The 16,840-nt window shown below is 51.5% G+C and carries 15 protein-coding genes; all 15 read left to right on the top strand.

Annotation, left to right across the window (positions count from 1 at the left end):
* Window positions 1-140 precede the first annotated feature (140 nt).
* The 15 genes from NYE45_RS24050 to NYE45_RS23980 all read left to right on the top strand — a co-directional run bounded on the left by NYE45_RS24050 (window position 141) and on the right by NYE45_RS23980 (window position 16,803).
* Window positions 141-1,097 (top strand): glycosyltransferase, encoded by a 957-nt coding sequence (locus NYE45_RS24050; RefSeq protein WP_340014311.1) that lies wholly within the window; start codon window positions 141-143, stop codon window positions 1,095-1,097.
* Window positions 1,098-1,138: 41 nt separating this feature from the next.
* Window positions 1,139-2,260, top strand: coding sequence for a glycosyltransferase family A protein (locus tag NYE45_RS24045; protein WP_340014310.1), 1,122 nt, complete (start codon window positions 1,139-1,141; stop codon window positions 2,258-2,260).
* The gene (locus tag NYE45_RS24040; protein ID WP_340014309.1) at window positions 2,257-3,030 is read left to right on the top strand and encodes a glycosyltransferase family 2 protein; all 774 of its coding nucleotides are present in this window, start codon (window positions 2,257-2,259) and stop codon (window positions 3,028-3,030) included. Before NYE45_RS24045 ends, NYE45_RS24040 begins: the two co-directional genes overlap by 4 nt.
* Window positions 3,027-3,758 (top strand): sugar phosphate nucleotidyltransferase, encoded by a 732-nt coding sequence (locus NYE45_RS24035; RefSeq protein WP_062837897.1) that lies wholly within the window; start codon window positions 3,027-3,029, stop codon window positions 3,756-3,758. Before NYE45_RS24040 ends, NYE45_RS24035 begins: the two co-directional genes overlap by 4 nt.
* 869 nt (window positions 3,759-4,627) lie before the next feature.
* On the top strand, window positions 4,628-5,275 hold the full coding sequence (locus NYE45_RS24030; RefSeq protein WP_340014308.1) for a GT-D fold domain-containing glycosyltransferase: 648 nt from the start codon (window positions 4,628-4,630) through the stop codon (window positions 5,273-5,275).
* A 67-nt stretch (window positions 5,276-5,342) separates the two neighbouring features.
* Window positions 5,343-7,022 (top strand): glycosyltransferase family 2 protein, encoded by a 1,680-nt coding sequence (locus NYE45_RS24025; protein WP_340014307.1) that lies wholly within the window; start codon window positions 5,343-5,345, stop codon window positions 7,020-7,022.
* Window positions 7,023-7,215: 193 nt separating this feature from the next.
* Window positions 7,216-8,169 carry an aminoglycoside phosphotransferase family protein gene (locus NYE45_RS24020; protein WP_340014306.1) on the top strand — a complete coding sequence of 318 codons (954 nt, stop codon included), beginning with the start codon at window positions 7,216-7,218 and terminating at the stop codon, window positions 8,167-8,169.
* A gap of 217 nt (window positions 8,170-8,386) precedes the next feature.
* Window positions 8,387-8,665 (top strand): glutaredoxin family protein, encoded by a 279-nt coding sequence (locus NYE45_RS24015; RefSeq protein WP_036605813.1) that lies wholly within the window; start codon window positions 8,387-8,389, stop codon window positions 8,663-8,665.
* Between the two features lie 322 nt (window positions 8,666-8,987).
* Complete coding sequence (locus NYE45_RS24010; RefSeq protein ID WP_340014305.1) at window positions 8,988-10,331, top strand: LLM class flavin-dependent oxidoreductase; 1,344 nt, start codon at window positions 8,988-8,990, stop codon at window positions 10,329-10,331.
* 170 nt (window positions 10,332-10,501) lie between these two features.
* Complete coding sequence (locus NYE45_RS24005) at window positions 10,502-12,145, top strand: ABC transporter substrate-binding protein (protein WP_340014304.1); 1,644 nt, start codon at window positions 10,502-10,504, stop codon at window positions 12,143-12,145.
* Between the two features lie 41 nt (window positions 12,146-12,186).
* Window positions 12,187-13,119, top strand: a complete 933-nt coding sequence (locus tag NYE45_RS24000) for an ABC transporter permease (protein ID WP_036605816.1) — start codon at window positions 12,187-12,189, stop codon at window positions 13,117-13,119.
* A 60-nt stretch (window positions 13,120-13,179) separates the two neighbouring features.
* Complete coding sequence (locus NYE45_RS23995; RefSeq protein WP_264934161.1) at window positions 13,180-14,094, top strand: ABC transporter permease; 915 nt, start codon at window positions 13,180-13,182, stop codon at window positions 14,092-14,094.
* Between the two features lie 102 nt (window positions 14,095-14,196).
* On the top strand, window positions 14,197-14,745 hold the full coding sequence (gene ssuE, locus NYE45_RS23990) for an NADPH-dependent FMN reductase (protein WP_340014303.1): 549 nt from the start codon (window positions 14,197-14,199) through the stop codon (window positions 14,743-14,745).
* Between the two features lie 69 nt (window positions 14,746-14,814).
* Window positions 14,815-15,687: a LysR family transcriptional regulator gene (locus NYE45_RS23985; protein WP_062837890.1), complete on the top strand. Its 873-nt coding sequence runs from the start codon at window positions 14,815-14,817 to the stop codon at window positions 15,685-15,687.
* 54 nt (window positions 15,688-15,741) lie between these two features.
* On the top strand, window positions 15,742-16,803 hold the full coding sequence (locus NYE45_RS23980) for an LLM class flavin-dependent oxidoreductase (protein WP_340014302.1): 1,062 nt from the start codon (window positions 15,742-15,744) through the stop codon (window positions 16,801-16,803).
* The last annotated feature ends 37 nt before the right edge of the window (window positions 16,804-16,840 follow it).

Here is a 16,840-nt window from a genome sequence, read left to right as displayed (position 1 = left end):
AAAGGAAGGCTTGTCCCCCCTGATTCGCAGAGAGAACCTGCTTGGTGCAAGGACATACGCCGTTTCCACTGCTCCACGAATACATAGAATAACGTGTACTCCCTTGGCATGCTCATGATTGAATGCGGGAGGTGAAAGTGTTGCGTAAAACCCGTACTAAAGCACGTTTTGCAACGCAATCGAAAGTGAGACGCAGAAAAACAGTGCTGAAGAAACGAGGTTTGAAGTCTGGACAGAAAAAGGGTACAAAGGCCTATATGTTCGTTATTCCACCCAAGCAGCAGATGCTACAGGCAAAGGATGGGACCAAGAATGAAGCTGAAAATGGCATAAGAGATACCTCTCCGCATGGGGACGATTCTCAGCGGCCGATGCTCTCGGTCATTATCCCTGCCATGAATGAGGAGAAAACAATTGGGGCCGTCGTTCGGGAAGCGCTGCGTATATGTCGTGACGCTGAAGTGCTTGTGGTTGTTAATGGTTCAACAGATGGCACAGCTAACGCAGCTAAACGTGCAGGGGCACGAGTACTCACTTATGCCGAAGCATTGGGGCATGATGGAGGAAGAAAAGTAGGTGCAGCGGCGGCCCGCGGTCAGGTATTGCTGTTCACTGATGCAGATATTGCGATCCCTGCCGAGCACCTTGCACCTTATGTGCAGGCTGTGCTGAAGGGAACGGATGTGGCACTTAATGACTACCATGGACCGATAACTCGCAGCCCCATTCATCCGGTAGTAGAGGCTAAACACATGTTAAACAGCATACTCGCCAGATCCGATCTCCGAGGGGCTTCGATGACAGCTATTCCGCATGCATTAAGCCGTCATGGACTTGAGGTCATCGGAATTACATCACTGGAAGTTCCGCCGCTCGCACAAGCGAAAGCAGTGATTGGCGGACTCCGGGTACGCGCTGTTCATCACGTACCTGTGGGCAGATTGAATGCCGTTCGAATCAAGAAACGAAGCGGGCCTGATCCGCTCAGTCAAGTGGTGCTGAATGATCATCTGGCAGCAATCAGGTGGATTACGGACACGCTCGGTCCCCGCGGAGGCCATACCGATCTGCAACGTGTTCGCAGCCTGGCGAGGTAAGCATGTCGCATCGGATGATGCAGCATGCTGGAGGTGAGGAAATGAAGGGACGTTCGGGAATTGTCCACCGCAGACGGGCAACAAATAGACGAAGACGAACGACGACAGGAAGCAACCGTATCAACAAGCGTCATGGGAACAAGAAACAGTCGATTACTCTAAAAATGAGAAGAAACCGATCCAAAGCTGGCCTGGTGGATCTGCGTTTGATGTGGAAAGCAGGGCACCTTGCAGGAAGCGAGGCGAAGGCGGACAACGCAGCTTCAGAAAAACATGCGCGCCACGCGTGGAATGCATACGCGATGAACGTTGCGGAGCTAAGCAATCTAGAAGTAGCGCTGAACGCAGGTAAGGCATTTATGCAAGGGTATGCTCATACTTCTGGACATTCCTGCCAGATCGTGCCGCTACCCCTTCGCCATTCGGCTGCTGCCGTTGTCTGTGCCTGCAATGAGGAACGCACACTGGGGCAGGTGCTGTTGCAACTCAAACGTTTGCCTCTGACAGATATCATTGTGGTACTGAATGGAACGACGGATGACAGTTTGAAGCAGGTATTAAGGCAGTCGGGAATTACGCTTGTATATGAACCGGATCGGGCAGGGCATGATGTGGGGCGGTCCCTGGGAGCCAAGATGACGGATGCGGAGACGGTCCTTTTTGTGGATGGGGATATGGTCGTATCGGCGGAACAGCTTGCACCCTTTCTGTTCGCGGTGGATCGGGGACAGGATGTGGCGTTGAATAATCTGACGTCCTTGCTTCCTCCGTTTGCAGGGCAGGATGAGGTAAGCCGAATCAAAGCATATCTGAACCGAACCTTAGGCAGGGCAGATCTCGGTTCCAATTCCATGACAGCCGTGCCCCATGCGTTGTCTCGTCGTATGATTCAGACCGTGAAGCCAGCATCACTGGCCGTTCCACCTAAGGCACAAAGCCTCGCCATTCAACATGGGCTGAGCGTATCGGCACCAAGTCAGGTGGATGTTATTCGTTCCAATCGTTTGCGCCCCGGTAACACGGGGAGTGGAAATGATGTCGCCAGACTGATCATCGGAGATCACCTGGAGGCGCTGACTACCTGGCTGGATACGGGTTGGGATACAGCCCAGTCACATACGCTCTCTCGTGCCGAAGTGGCCTACAGGAGGAACGCCAGATGACCCTGACCAGTATAATTATCCCAACGTACAACGGGCTGGATCTGATCAGGCCCTGCATCGATGCCATCAGACAATACTCGGGCGATCCTGCGTCATACGAAATTATCGTTGTGGATAACGGTTCGACGGATGGAACGGCTGAATATTGTGCACTGGAGCGAATTCGTTTTGTCAGGTTCCCGGACAATCGGGGATTTCCGGCAGCGTGTAACGCTGGACTCCGTGCAGCATGCGGGGAAGAGCTGTTGCTGCTGAACAATGATGTTACGGTCACGCCTCGTTGGCTGGAGAATCTGCGAACGGCTCTACACAGTGATCCAAGTATTGGGATCACGGGTCCTGTCACGAATTATGCAAGCGGAATCCAGCAGATTGAACTGGCGTTTCGGAACATGGAACATTTTCAGGAGCTGGCTGATTCCAACAATGTTGCGGATTCTTCAAGGTGGAGGGACGTACGCCGGATTGTCGGTCTGTGCATGCTGATGAAACGAAGTGTAGTGGAATCGGTTGGACTGCTTGACGAGGTGTACTCTCCGGGACACTATGAGGATGACGATTATTGTTATAGAGCAAGATTGCAAGGCTATCGCTTGCTGGTATGCGGGGATGTCCTTGTGCATCATCAGGGAAGTGCAAGCTTCCAGAAGACAGATCCGGTGGCGTGGAAACAGCTGCTTGAGCGTAATCATGCGATTTTTATGAGCAAATGGCATGTCGATCCGCTTGAATATATGGACATATCCGATGAAGGAGGGAATGTGGAATGAAAGGTGTAATTCTTGCCGGCGGAACAGGAACTAGACTGTATCCTCTGACCCGGCTCATTAACAAACATCTGCTTCCAGTCGGTAAACATCCGATGATTATGTATGGCATCGACAGGCTCCGCCAGGCAGGCATTGATGAAATATTGATTGTCATTAACAAACATTCCGCCGGGTTATATACAGAGTATCTTGGTGGCGGAGCAGATCATGGGGTCAAGCTGACGTACCGCATTCAGGAAAAGGCAGGCGGGATTGCGGAAGCATTGGATCTGGCGACGACCTTTATCCTTCCTGGCGAAAAATTCGTTGTGCTTCTGGGGGATAATCTCTTCAGCGACGATCTGAAGCCTTATGTGGACCGCTACATGCAGCAACCGGCGGGTACAGCGCGAGTTCTGCTCAAAGAAGTGGATGATGCTCGACGTTATGGGGTGCCGGTCTTTGATCCACAGCATCCAGAGCGAATCTCGTACATTGAGGAGAAGCCAAGCCAGCCGAAGACCTCTTATTGTGTAACTGGCATATATATGTATGACGATCATGTATTTAACCTGATTCAAAACATCGCGCCGTCTGCGCGCGGAGAGCTTGAAATCACGGATGTAAATAATCACTACGCGTCTGCTGGTGGACTGGAATATGATATTTTGCAGAAATACTGGAGTGATGCAGGTACATTTGATTCGCTCCAGGAAGCAGCTGTCCGCATGAAAGGACAATTGCCCTAAAATATATGCGCCTGATGCTGCCGCTGTGCGGTGCCCCATGGGAGCAGAACACCCTGCGCCGGAGCTGGAAGGATGCTCCGGCGCTTTGCGCAGCGACAATCCTCGTGCATGCCAAAGGAGGAAATGGCGTGAGAGTAGCGACACCTACCGGGTCCGCGGGGGCCTCAGTGTCAGGTAAACCCCGGGGCACGCACCCGGCGGTATTCATGGGCAGTGGCACTCCGGCAGGGCCGGGTACAGGGCCGGCTGGAGTCAGAGGTGTGAAGTCTGGGAAACGGAGTACCCCGACCAAAGCGGGTACATCAGCAGGCGCATCACATAAGGTCCGTGCGGGCAAAGCGGGCAGCACGGGTACAGGCAGTGCTGTGGGCAGAGCCAGCCGTACCGGCAAAGGCAAAGCCGGCCTGCGCCAGGCCACTGCTGGACGCAGGGCTGCACCAGCGCGGGGCCGGCGTGCCGCTGCCCGCGCCAAGCAGCGCACGGCGATGCGCCGTGCGCCCCTGCCAGCACCGCAAGCCAGCACGCCACAGGCGATGCCTGCCAGCGGTGCTGGCCCCGCCCCGCGCCAAGCGACACTCCCGAAGGGTGTCGCTCCTGCGGGGCGGGAAGGCGCTGCCGCCGCGAATGCGGGCAGCGCGAAGGGCTTGCCTGCGCCTGCACAGCCCGCGGAGCACGCGGTGCAGGCGCAGGCCGTGCCCGGCGGCTACGCCGAGGGCTACCGCGACGGCGTATTCGCCGGCGGGGAGGCGCTGGTGGCGCAGCACATCCCGCCGGATCATATTCTGCCTGCCGTGGCGGCGGCAGATCTGATCGCGGCGGGATTCCGCCAATACGCGCCCAGCCTGGCCCGGCTGGCCAGCCCTCATGAGATGGCTGGCCACATCACGGCGGCGCTGGATGCGCAGCGCCCCTTGTCTGTCGTTCGCCTCGGAGATGGCGAACTGCTCACCCTGGCAGCCGATACGGTGCTGCCAGGTCAGGAAGTGCAGGAGCTGGCACCGTTTCTGCCTTATGCAGGGGTGCCATGCTCAACCCCAGACATCCGCGCGATGCTTGCGGAAGCCATACAGGCCGCCGACTGGGTTGGCGTGCCGATCTCGCGGGCGCCTACGTTCCAGGGGCTGCTATTCCCGGTATTGCGCCACTTCGGGATCGACTGGTCCCGGCTGAAGTTGACCAGCTCCACGATCAATTACAGTCTGCATCAGTCCGGCTTGGTACTGCCTGTACTGCAAGGGCGACGAGTTCTGCTCATAGGCAGCCAGGCTGAAGAGCTTGCGGCACTGCTGCATAGCCGGGGTATTCATGTCACAGGCATCATTGGTTCAGTGGCAGGAGTCATGGATATTCCGAGGGTGATGCAGCAAACCGCAGAGCATGCTTTCGATATCGCTCTGGTGGCGGCGGGCATTCCGGCGGTCATTCTGTGTCGGCGAATTGCAGGTGAACTCGGCAAGGTCGCTCTGGATTTTGGACATCTGGCTGACAAACTGGTAACAGGAGAGCTTCAACTCTAGGTGGACCGTCCGGGGGCTGGTCATGTGCGCGTTGGCTTCACGGACGAGTGGAAATGGAGGGAGCAACATGAGCATACCCGGTCAACAGCGCGGGGAAGGACGTCATGGTCGTAACAACAAGGCTGATGCTCGAAACGTCACTCGCAGTGACAAAAGCCGTAGTGAACACAACCGGAATGGCAGCATAAGCAGCGACAAAAAAGCGGACCGCCGTGTCACACAGCAAGATGTCTCGCGACCTGAAATGGCAGTTCTGCATGCAGCAGGTAGTCGTTCAACGCGGAAATCCAGACGCAAGGGCAGAAGTAAACGCACAGCCAAGGGCGCCAAACTCTACAAACAGGGTTATCACAGAGGCTATGACGAAGGTGTCCGCCAAGGACAGAGCTCGTTTGGTCTTGTTTTTGAAGGAGTTAGCATCATTATTCCCACGTACAATCAGCGGGAGTATGTGCTGCAATGTGTGTCCAGTATCGAAAAGCATACCCCGGCCCCCTTCGAAATCATAGTCGTGGATAATGCCTCCAAGGATGGAACTGCTGAGGCGATGCTCCGCAAAGGCGGCATGGTGAGGGTGGCTGCCCTGGATCAGAACCGGGGGTTTGCCGGAGGTGTCAATCATGGGCTGATGATGGCGAGAGGACGACATATTATCGTACTGAACAACGACACGCTGGTTACTCCAGGCTGGCTGGATAATATGATGACTTGTCTTGCCAGTGATCCGAAGATTGGTGTGGTGGGTCCGGTGACCAACTATATTGGCGGGGATCAGCAGATTGAGGTTCCGTACCGTGAGGTCGAGGACATGTGGTCTTTTGCCAACACACATAATCGTCCAGATGCAGACAAACATCGAATAACCGATCGCCTGGTCGGATTCTGCTGGCTGTTCTCACGGGAGCTGCTGGAAAGGGTAGGTTATCTGGATGAAGGTTATGCCGTGGGTAATTTTGAAGATGACGACTGGATCATCCGGGTGAAACTGGCAGGATACCAGCTTGCTGTCGCGGGGGATGCCTTTATCCATCACTTTGGAAGTGTCAGCATGAAAGCCTTGGGTGAGCAGGATTTTGCTGTAGTGAACAAGGATAACGAGCAGTTTTATAGCCAAAAGTGGGGAGATCCCCATGCGCTGGTTGCCGAAACTACCCGCTTGGCGAAACGACAAAGCTCTGGTACCCCATCCGGTCAACAAGAGGACAGAGATACGTACCCAATCGATCCGCGTCAGCGAATCTCAACGCAGGGTAGCCAAGATCCAGCATTACAGTTCAGACGCAGCAGTGACTTCTACCCGGAAGGATCGTTCCTATCCGATGCCAAAGGCGATGTCTATACCTTAACCGGCGGACGGCGGCGTAAGTTGAACATCCCTGTACCGCGTGGGATATCTCCTGTTCAGGTTGCCAAACCGGATCTGCTCGCCATTCCTGCCGGAGAAGCATTGATATCAGCGGGGGACGTGCAAGGATGGCCGATGGAGTCACATCAGGTGCATACGACAGCGGTTCAAGGTTCTCCCAATGGCTGGGCAGAAGGAAGTATTGTTGTCGCAGTGGATGCACCCGAGATTCGATATCAGATTAGCGGAGGCAAGCGCAGACGATTTGTATCCGTATATGCCGCAGAACGTTGGGGTATACACTCTGGGCATATTGTCAGCGTGTCTGCGGACCAACTGAATTCGATGGATGAAGGCTGGCCCATTATCGCTCCACCTCAGCTCTTGAACCCAGATCTGTAATGTCAGGCGATCTGTTTGTCCAGATCAGCAGCATGATGCGGAATGGAAGATGTAGCGGTTTCCAGTATAATCGCTCTGACTCATTCCGCATCCGAATAATTGAAAGATCAACGATTTCCTTTTACACTATGACCAACACCATGATCACCATGCCCAACTTGGGATCATGATATAGGGATAGGGAGGATGCATGATGAAAAATTCTGTGGTCAGACAGGCCGAACAGATTGCCAGTGATTTTTTGCTGGAAAAAGTAAAATGCTCACACCATATCATCGGTAAAGGTTTTGTTAATCAGGTCTGTCTGGTGGAGACGGCGAGTCATAAAGTGGTTGTACGCATGAACGGTCAAGATACATATCCCACCTTTTTGAAAGAAAAATGGTGCATCGAACGAGCAACGAGTGCCGGTATTCCTGGGCCACAGACATTGTCCGTTGGGGTCAACGCTGATCATGCCTATATGATTCAAACGGTTGTGGAAGGGGATAACGGATTGGATACGACAGTGCCCACGTCCGTGATCTGGAGGAAACTTGGTGAGTATACCCAACGTTTGCAATCCATCCCCGTTACAGGTTTCGGAAGGGATCTCCAGGATTCTGTAGAGAATCGATTTTACTCTCCCCCGCATGCAGGATCAGATGGTAGCTGGCAAGGATATGTGCAATACAATATCAATAGTCTGACGGAGCAAGACCCGCTAATCAAGCTTGGTGTAATGACGATGAAGGAGTCCCCAATCGTACGGCAATTATTCGAACAACTGAGAATGCAAAAGTTCCGCTTTGGTTTATGCCATGGCGATCTCTCTTTGAAGAATACAATCGTAAGTTCGACAGGAGAGATTACCCTTCTGGATTGGGGAAATGCAGAAGTCACTGTCGTGCCTTACGGAGATATCATTCAACTCATACAATGCCAGCTACGGGGAGAGGGTCCTGACAACGAAGAATTGAAAGCGTTTTTAGAAGGCTATGGGACAAGTCTACAAGAGCAGGAGCATGAATTGAATCAAGCGAGATATGTATTGCTGTTAAAAGCCTTTGATACGCTGAGGTGGGCTATAGATCGAAGTCCGGATCAGATCGAGTTTTACACTGTACTAGCGAAACAAGCTCTTGAACAGGTTTGGAGGGGCCAATAGCGACTCATTCATGTAAAATCATTCATCTTTCAAATTTAAAATTTAATCTTTCTATTTAGCTATAGGTTTATTCTATTAGCAGATCCATTGACGCATGAAGGGTGCAGGAGTACATTTATAGCCATAATTCTTATTTAACAGATGGGAATTGAAGGTCTAGGGCTTTTGTGATTCATCGCCCAGATCTTAATTTTAAAACTAACCAGGAGGTATGTCGATGTCATCATCAACCAAGAAAGTCGTGCTGTGGAGCAAAACAGGCTGTCATTTCTGCGGGGAAGTAAAAGCATTTCTGACAGAGCGAAACCAGCCTTTCGAGAACATTGAAGTGCAGGGCAATGACGTGCTGCGTGATGTGCTTGAAGCAAAATATGGCATTCGGCATGTACCCGTGATTGAAGTGGGAGGGGACGGCAAGTTTGAAGCTTTGCTGGAACCTGATCTGGAGAAGCTAGCTGAACTTCTGGCACGAGCGGACGAAGCAGCAGCGGTCTAACGGGATTCGATATATACCTTTGTAGCAAGCCGTTCCGGCTGCTGTATGATGCAAGATGGCATTGTACAGCAGTTGGAACGTTCATAACTCAAAGCTTTGATGAGATGTAAATGGTTCTAATTCACATCTTCAATACTCATATAGAAAAAATCTATTAGTCGCGCTGTTGACCCTTTTACGGGGCAGTGATAAGATTTGTGAAATTAAAACAAACCAAACTCATAGGAATAGTTAACTTTTAGTTAATTCGCATACGTAATCGTTTCAGAATGGCCCTTGATAACTCTTTTGAAGATTTTAATCCAAGGAAGGCGGAATGCACATGACAGCGAAACGCAGTTTGAAATTCGGAGCTATTGTACACGGAGTTGGAGGTAGCAATACCACATGGAGACACCCGGAAGTTCAGGCAGATGCCAGCGTTAACTTTGAGTTCTACAAGCGTCAGACGCTGAAAGCGGAAGAAGGCAAGTTCGATCTTGTTTTTATCGCAGACGGTCTGTACATTACCGAGAAATCCATTCCCCATTTCCTGAATCGCTTCGAACCGATCAGTATCTTGTCCGCGTTGGCTGCCGTTACTTCACGGATTGGACTGGTGGGTACCCTTTCGACATCCTATAGTGATCCGTTCACCGTAGCCAGACAGTTCGGTTCCCTCGATCAGATCAGTAATGGTCGTGCAGGTTGGAACGTCGTGACTTCTCCGCTGGAAGGTACAGCGAAAAACTACAGCAAAAGTAATCACCCGACGCATCCGGAACGTTATCGCATCGCTACGGAATATCTGCAGGTAACCAAAGGATTGTGGGATTCGTGGGAAGATGATGCCTTTGTCAGAGACAAAGAGAGCGGTGTATTCTTCGACCCTTCCAAGCTGCACACCCTTAATCATGAAGGAGAATTCTTCTCCGTACAGGGGCCGCTCAACATTGCGCGTTCACGACAAGGACAGCCGGTGATTTTCCAGGCAGGTTCTTCGGAAGATGGCAAAAACCTGGCTGCGCAAGAAGCGGATGCAGTCTTTACCGGACACGATACGATTGAAGATGCACAGGCATTCTATAAGGATGTCAAAACGCGGGCGGCTTCCTACGGACGTTCTTCACAGGATATTGTCATTCTGCCAGGCATCAATCCTATTGTTGGACGGACGGAAGAGGAAGCTGAACAGAAATATCAGGAGATCGCAAGCTTGGTCACCATTGACAAAGCACTGGATTACCTGGGACGTTTCTTCGAACATCATGATTTCTCCCAATATCCACTGGATGAGCCTTTCCCGGAGCTGAACGGAATTGGAAGCAACAGTTTCCGCAGTGGCACGGACAAGATCAAGAAGGATGCCAAGGAGCAAGGATTGACGTTGCGTGAAGTGGCTCTGCGGGCAGCAACACCGCGCAGCAAATTCCTGGGCACACCGGAGCAGGTTGCTGACAAGATTCAGGAATGGTTCGAGACAGAAGCGGCGGATGGTTTCATTATTGCTTCCGAGCTGCCAAGTGGATTGTCTGATTTCGTGGAACTCGTTGTTCCGATTCTGCAAGAACGCGGCTTGTATCGTACCGACTATGAACACGATACATTGCGAGGTAACCTTGGGGTGCAAATTCCGGTTAACCGTTATACGGCTGCCAAGGAGCAAGTCGTATCTGATTTGGCATAACGGATAGGGAGCGAACGAGCATCTGATTTTGTCTGCTCTTTTCTTCAACTGGTAATCAAGAAATGACTACGATTCACGCTATTTTAAAACCGACTTAACTCATAGGATATATAGAGTATTGGTATAAACATCAATTTAATGACACCTGTATACACAGAGGGGGAAGCGATATGAACAGGTCTATCTCATGGATGAAATATATGGCATTGGCAGCAGTATTGGTGATGGTATTATCCGGTTGCGGAGCGGCGGGAGGCAGCACGAACAGTGCAGCACAGGCTTCGGGCGGGGATCAGGCCGGGCAAGCCGAAGGAGGCAACCTGACTTTTGCACTCGCGACTTCACCGGATACGCTTGACCCTCATCGCAGTGGGCTTGCCGTAACGGTACGCGCCATCCGGACGATCTACGATAATCTGGTAGTACAGTTGCCGGATGGTTCCATCAAACCTTGGCTCGCCACGGAATGGAGCGTATCCGAGGACGGCAAGAGTTATACGTTCAAGCTGCGTGAAGGCGTGAAGTTCCACGATGGCACACCGTTTAATGCGGAAGCCGTGAAATACAATCTGGACCGGGTGATCGATCCGGCTACCAAAGCTGCCAATTCCCTTGCCCTGATTAGACCCTACAGCTCCTCTGAAGTCATTGATGAATATACCATCAAGGTAAATTTGGAATCACCATCGCAAGCCTTTCTTGGCAACTTGAGCCAGGCGCTTCTGGGGATCGTATCCCCTACAGCTGCCCAAAAATATGGCGATCAGCTGGGGAAAAATCCGGTGGGCACAGGTCCTTATACCTTTGTGAAATGGGATGAAAATGCGGATATCGTCGTTGCCAAAAACAAGGATTACAACTGGGGACCTGAGACGGTTGAAAATAAAGCTGCGCCACATGTGGACACGATCACATTCAAAATTGTACCGGAAGAAGCGACACGCATCGGAAGTGTACAAAGTGGTCAGGTACTCGCTGCCGAGACCGTCCCACCGCAAAATATCGCTGCATTGAAAAACGATCCGAACCAGCAACTGTTACAGGCTAACACGGTGGGATTGCCATATACACTCTTTTTCAATCTGCGCAAAGCGCCTTGGGATGATGTGAAAGTAAGGCAGGCGGTGCAATCCGCTGTAGATGTGGAATCGATTGTCAAAACATTGTATCTGGGCAACTACGAACGTGCATGGTCTGCATTGTCTCCTGGAATTCTGGGTTATGATGCATCGCTGGAAGGAAGCATTAACCCGGACATCAACAAAGCCAATCAGCTGCTCGATGAACAAGGCTGGGTGAAAGGTGCTGACGGTATTCGTGCCAAAGACGGCCAGAAGCTGACCCTGCGTTATGTCGATGGTTCACCCAATCGGGAGAAACGCAATGACATTGCCGCCATTATCCAGCAACAGCTGAAACAGGTAGGCATCGCAGTTGAAGTGGAAATTACAAAAGACATCGCAACGGTCATCTATCAGAACTGGGATTACGATCTCTATGGCAACAGCCAGGTTAACTCCGATCCAAATGCATTGTATGCCTTCTATCATACGAGTGCAGAGGGTCAGCGCCCGACATTGTCCGGTTTGTCTGATCCGAAGATCGATGAACTGCTGGAACAGGGGGCTGTAGAAATTGACGCGGATAAACGTGTCGAGATCTACAATCAGATTCAACAATATCTGATTGAGCAAGCGGTGATTCTGCCGATCTATGTATTCCCTTATACCGTCGCAGCATCCAAAAAGGTCGAAGACATCAAGTTCGATTCACTGGGGTATCCACTCTTTAACGACGTCCGCATTCAGCCCTAACATGAATGGCCAATCCAGATTCAGGAAGGAGATATCCCGGTATGGTTCAAACGATACTGTCACGACTCGCAACATCGCTTCTGGTTATTTTTGGAGCTTCGGTGCTGGTGTACTGCATCATGTATCTTCTGCCGGGTGATCCGGTTCTGCTCATGCTGGACCCGTCCTCGGCTACCCCGGAGATGATCGAGAATCTGCGGGTTCAACTTGGGCTGGATCAGCCGTTTTACATCCAGTTTGCGAACTATTTCGGTGATATGCTGCGTGGAGATTTCGGTAAATCGATGATCAATTCGGATCCGGTTCTGCCCAAAATACTGGAACATTTCCCAGCGACACTGGCTTTGACCGCACTCAGCTCAATCATTGCGATCACGATTGGAATTACACTCGGTGTATTGTCTGCAATTCATCGTAATGGCGTGATTGATTTCGTCGCCCGGCTCGTTGGACTGTTCGGCATCTCCATGCCAACCTTCTGGACGGGTATACTGCTCATCCTGTTATTCTCGGTACAGCTTGGCTGGTTTCCGGCGATGGGATCGGATGGGTTCAGCTCACTGGTTCTTCCGGCAGCAACGCTGGGTCTCGTGGGTGCAGGATTTATCGTACGGATGGTGCGTAACAGCATGCTGGAAGTGATCAATGAACCATTTATCGTGGCGTTACGGGCAAAAGGACTTTCGGAGCGCGCCATCATGTATGGCCATGCGCTGCGTAATGCGCTGATCCCTGCCGTAACGGTAATCGGCATGCTGATCGGTGATCTGCTTGCGGGTACGGTTGTGGTGGAGACTGTCTTCTCCAGACAAGGAATTGGCCGGATTATTGCCGATGCGCTAATGGCCAAGGATCTGCCCGTGGTGCAAGGCGTTGTTTTCTTTACATCCATTATCTATGTGGTCTTGAATTTGCTGGTGGACATCTCTTATTCGTACATTGATCCCCGGGTTCGGCGTGCAGTCCGAACATGATGACAGCTGGAACAGTCAGAAGTGTCCTGACGCGGAGTATGGAAGGAGGAGTTGTTGCTCATGAGCATGAAACCTTTGGCTGGTGACAAAAAAGCATGGGCGGGCGTAGGACGTATACGTCTGTGGAATCGCCGCCCTTGGCGCTATCGCGTTTCACTCGCGGTATCCCGATTATTCTTTTATGCAGCATTGCTGGTGGTCGTGTTTACCGTGGCATGTGCGATTGTGCCGGGCTGGATTGCTCCTTATGATCCAACTCAGATGATGACGGATGCCATTCTGCAGGCTCCCTCTGCTGCGCACCTGTTCGGGACGGACTATTTTGGCAGGGATATCTTCAGTGTAGTTGTGCATGGAAGCAGGGATTCATTGCTTATTGGATTTGCTTCGGTGCTTGTGGGAGGCATTGTTGGTAGTGCGCTTGGTATTATCTCCGGTTACGCCGGAGGAATTGTGGATACCATCACCATGCGTGCCGTTGATATTCTGATGGCTGTACCCGGCGTGCTCCTGGCGTTGTCTGTTGCAGCTGCTCTCGGGCCAGGGTTGATGAATATTGCACTGGCTGTTGCCGTTTCCTCGATTCCGGGGTACGCACGGGTGATGCGTGGGCAGGTCATATCTGTCAAAGGTCTGCCTTTCATTACAGCGACACGTTCACTGGGCGGTTCCAATACCCGTATTTTCTGGAAACATGTACTGCCACATTCGTTGTCACCCTTGCTGGTCATGGCTACGCTTGGCGTAGGGACATCGATCCTGACGGGCTCCGGACTCAGCTTTCTGGGACTTGGGGTGTTGAAGGAAATTCCGGATTGGGGCGCCTTACTCTCGCAAGGTAGAGGTTATCTGACGGTTGCCTGGTGGATCTGTACCTTCCCGGGGCTGGCGATCACGTTGTTTGTACTGGCGGTTAATCTGATTGGAGACGATATTCGCGACCGGTTGGATCCCAAAGTAAAAGGAGCGGCTTGACCGCTATTCCAAAATATAAGAATTTATAAGTTTCACCTTATCCATTTTTATAGTGCCATCAGAGGACGGCGACAGCCGTTTACGCTTGAGGAGGAAAAATTTATGTCACATGTTGTCATTATTGCCGGATCACCTTCCAAGCGTTCGCGTTTGACAGGTCTGACGGATTACAGCAGCCTAAAATTAACGGAGGCAGGCATCACCGTTGAAGTTATTCACGTTGTGGATCTGCCCGCTGAGGATCTGGTGCAAGCCCGATTCGACAGCTCATTCATTCGTGATGCTCTGGCTGTTGTTGAAGCGGCGGATGCCGTTATTGTAGCTACACCGGTTTACAAGGCATCATACTCCGGCGTGCTCAAGCTGTTCCTGGATCTGATTCCGCAAGAAGGGTTGCGGGGCAAGTTGACACTCCCGCTTGTCATTGGTGGCTCCATTGCTCATCTGCTAGCCATTGATTATGCATTGAAGCCTGTTCTGGCAGCCCTTGGTGGAAGACATATTCTGGGTGGGGTGTACGCTGTGGATCAGGGGATTGAACGACTGGATGATGGAAAGTTCGTACTCTCGGCGGACATTACTTCACGTCTGGATCGTTCCTTGGACGAATTGATATTGACACTGGAAAAGGATGGGATTAAAATATCATAAAACCGAGTAAGTATATCGGTTAAATTGATATAAGGTCAAACGTCTGCGGACGTGGATACGGAGGCGCTCATGAATATCGAGAACATTGAAGCATTTGTATATATCAATCATTATGGAAGCTTCAATAAGGCTGCCGAAGTACTCTTCTTGTCCCAACCTTCGGTCACAGCTCGCATTCAGTCACTGGAAAGGGAGCTGGGCTGCAAGTTGTTTGATCGGCTTGGCAAGCAAATTGTGCTGACAGAGGAAGGTCGGAAATTCCTGCCATATGCGCAGCAAGTGCTGCAAGTGATTCAGAAGGGCAAGCAGAAGATTCAGCAACGGCGATCAACACCGGATGCTCTTCGGCTCGGTAGTACAGTATCGGTATCCAATTATGTCATTCCCGATTTTCTACCCAAGATCAAGGATGCTTACCCCGAAATTAATATCAAATTGACTACAGCAACGACGGATCAGCTGATTGCCAAACTGCTTGGTCAGGAGATCGATCTTGCTTTTGTGCGCAAGGTCATGCATCCTGCGATCCGTACGGTTGCTTTTTATGAAGATCCGATCCAGCTCTATGTGTACAAAGGACATCCATTCATTGAGAGCGGACATGTCAGCATGGAGGCGATCCGGAATGAGCAACTGGTCTTTTTCGAATGTGGTTCACTGGACTGGCTTCGCATTCACCGGGCTTTCGACTCGCTGGAACATCCGCCGAATATTACATATCATGTTGATAATTCGGAGACGGCGAAGAAACTGGTTATGCAAGGGGCAGGCATTGCCTTTCTCCCGGGACTCACGGTGAAGAAGGAAGTGCAGAATCAGGAGTTGTTCCCCATTCAGGTACATGAGGTGGCAGGTGTATCGTTGCAGATCAGCGTCGTCACGTTAAAGGAAGAATACTCGCCATTGGCAGAGCCTTTCGGGGAACTGCTGCGGCAACTATAGATCGCTTGTAAGCTATATGAACACAGGTTCAGCACAATCAAGGAGGAGAAGGATATGAGTATTCGTGTTGGCATTTTGGATCAGACCCCCATCTATGAAGGGGAAACGGCGGTGGAAGCCTTTCGGCATACGATTGAGCTGGCACAGCGGGCAGAGCAGCTTGGATTCCATCGGTTCTGGGTATCGGAGCACCATGATGGACAGCATGTTGCAGGTTCCTCCCCGGAGGTACTCATCTCCCACTTGCTTGCGCATACGAAACGGATTCGTCTGGGGTCTGGCGGGGTGATGCTCCAACATTACAGCCCGTATAAAGTCGCTGAAAATTTCAATATACTTGCAGCGCTCGGACCTGGAAGAATCGACTTGGGAATTGGTCGTGCGCCGGGGGGATTACCCCGTTCGACACAGGCATTGCAGGAAGGTATTCAGGGAGCTGCATCCCTGAAAGAGAAAATTGTTCAAGTGAAGCGATACATCCACAATGAACCGCTTGAAGATCAATCGCATCCACTTGCGGGTCTTACTGCTTCACCCGTATCCGATATTCCAGCGGAGCTGTACGTGCTCGGAGCCAGTGTCGATAGTGCGGGTATGGCTGCGGAACTCGGGCTTCCCTATGTCTTTTCACTGTTCATTAACAGTAATATAGAGGTAGCGCTTGAGGCCATCCGTGTATATCGAGAGCAATTCGATCGTTCCCAGGGACGGGAGCCTTACGCTGCACTGGCTTTATCCCTGATTGTGGCCGAGAGTGAGGAAGAAGCGGAAGGACTTGCGGGTGAACATAAGCTGGTGAGAATTCACATGGAGAGTGGCAAAGTGCTGACGGTCGGTTCTGTTGAACAAGCGGAAGAATTTGGACGTCAATCCAACGAAAAGTACCGGCTTGAAATTCTTGAACCAAGCGTGACCCGGGGCACAAAAGCAACGGTAGGTCAGGCACTGCTGAAGTTCCAGCAGGATTTTGCTGTGGAAGAGTTAATTGTGACTACAGCTACACGGGATTTTGCCAAGCGAATTCGTTCATTTGAATTGTTGCGTGAAATTCTGGCAGAGCAGGGGCTTAGTGAATTTTCACTGGAATCCAAGGAACAGGAAGCAGCAATCGGATAGAAGTAGGGCAGTGAATATATACGAATGGGAGGCCATG

Source organism: Paenibacillus sp. FSL K6-1318, assembly GCF_037976905.1.
GTDB lineage: Bacteria > Bacillota > Bacilli > Paenibacillales > Paenibacillaceae > Paenibacillus > Paenibacillus amylolyticus_A.
This window is presented reverse-complemented; position numbering and strand designations above follow the sequence as displayed.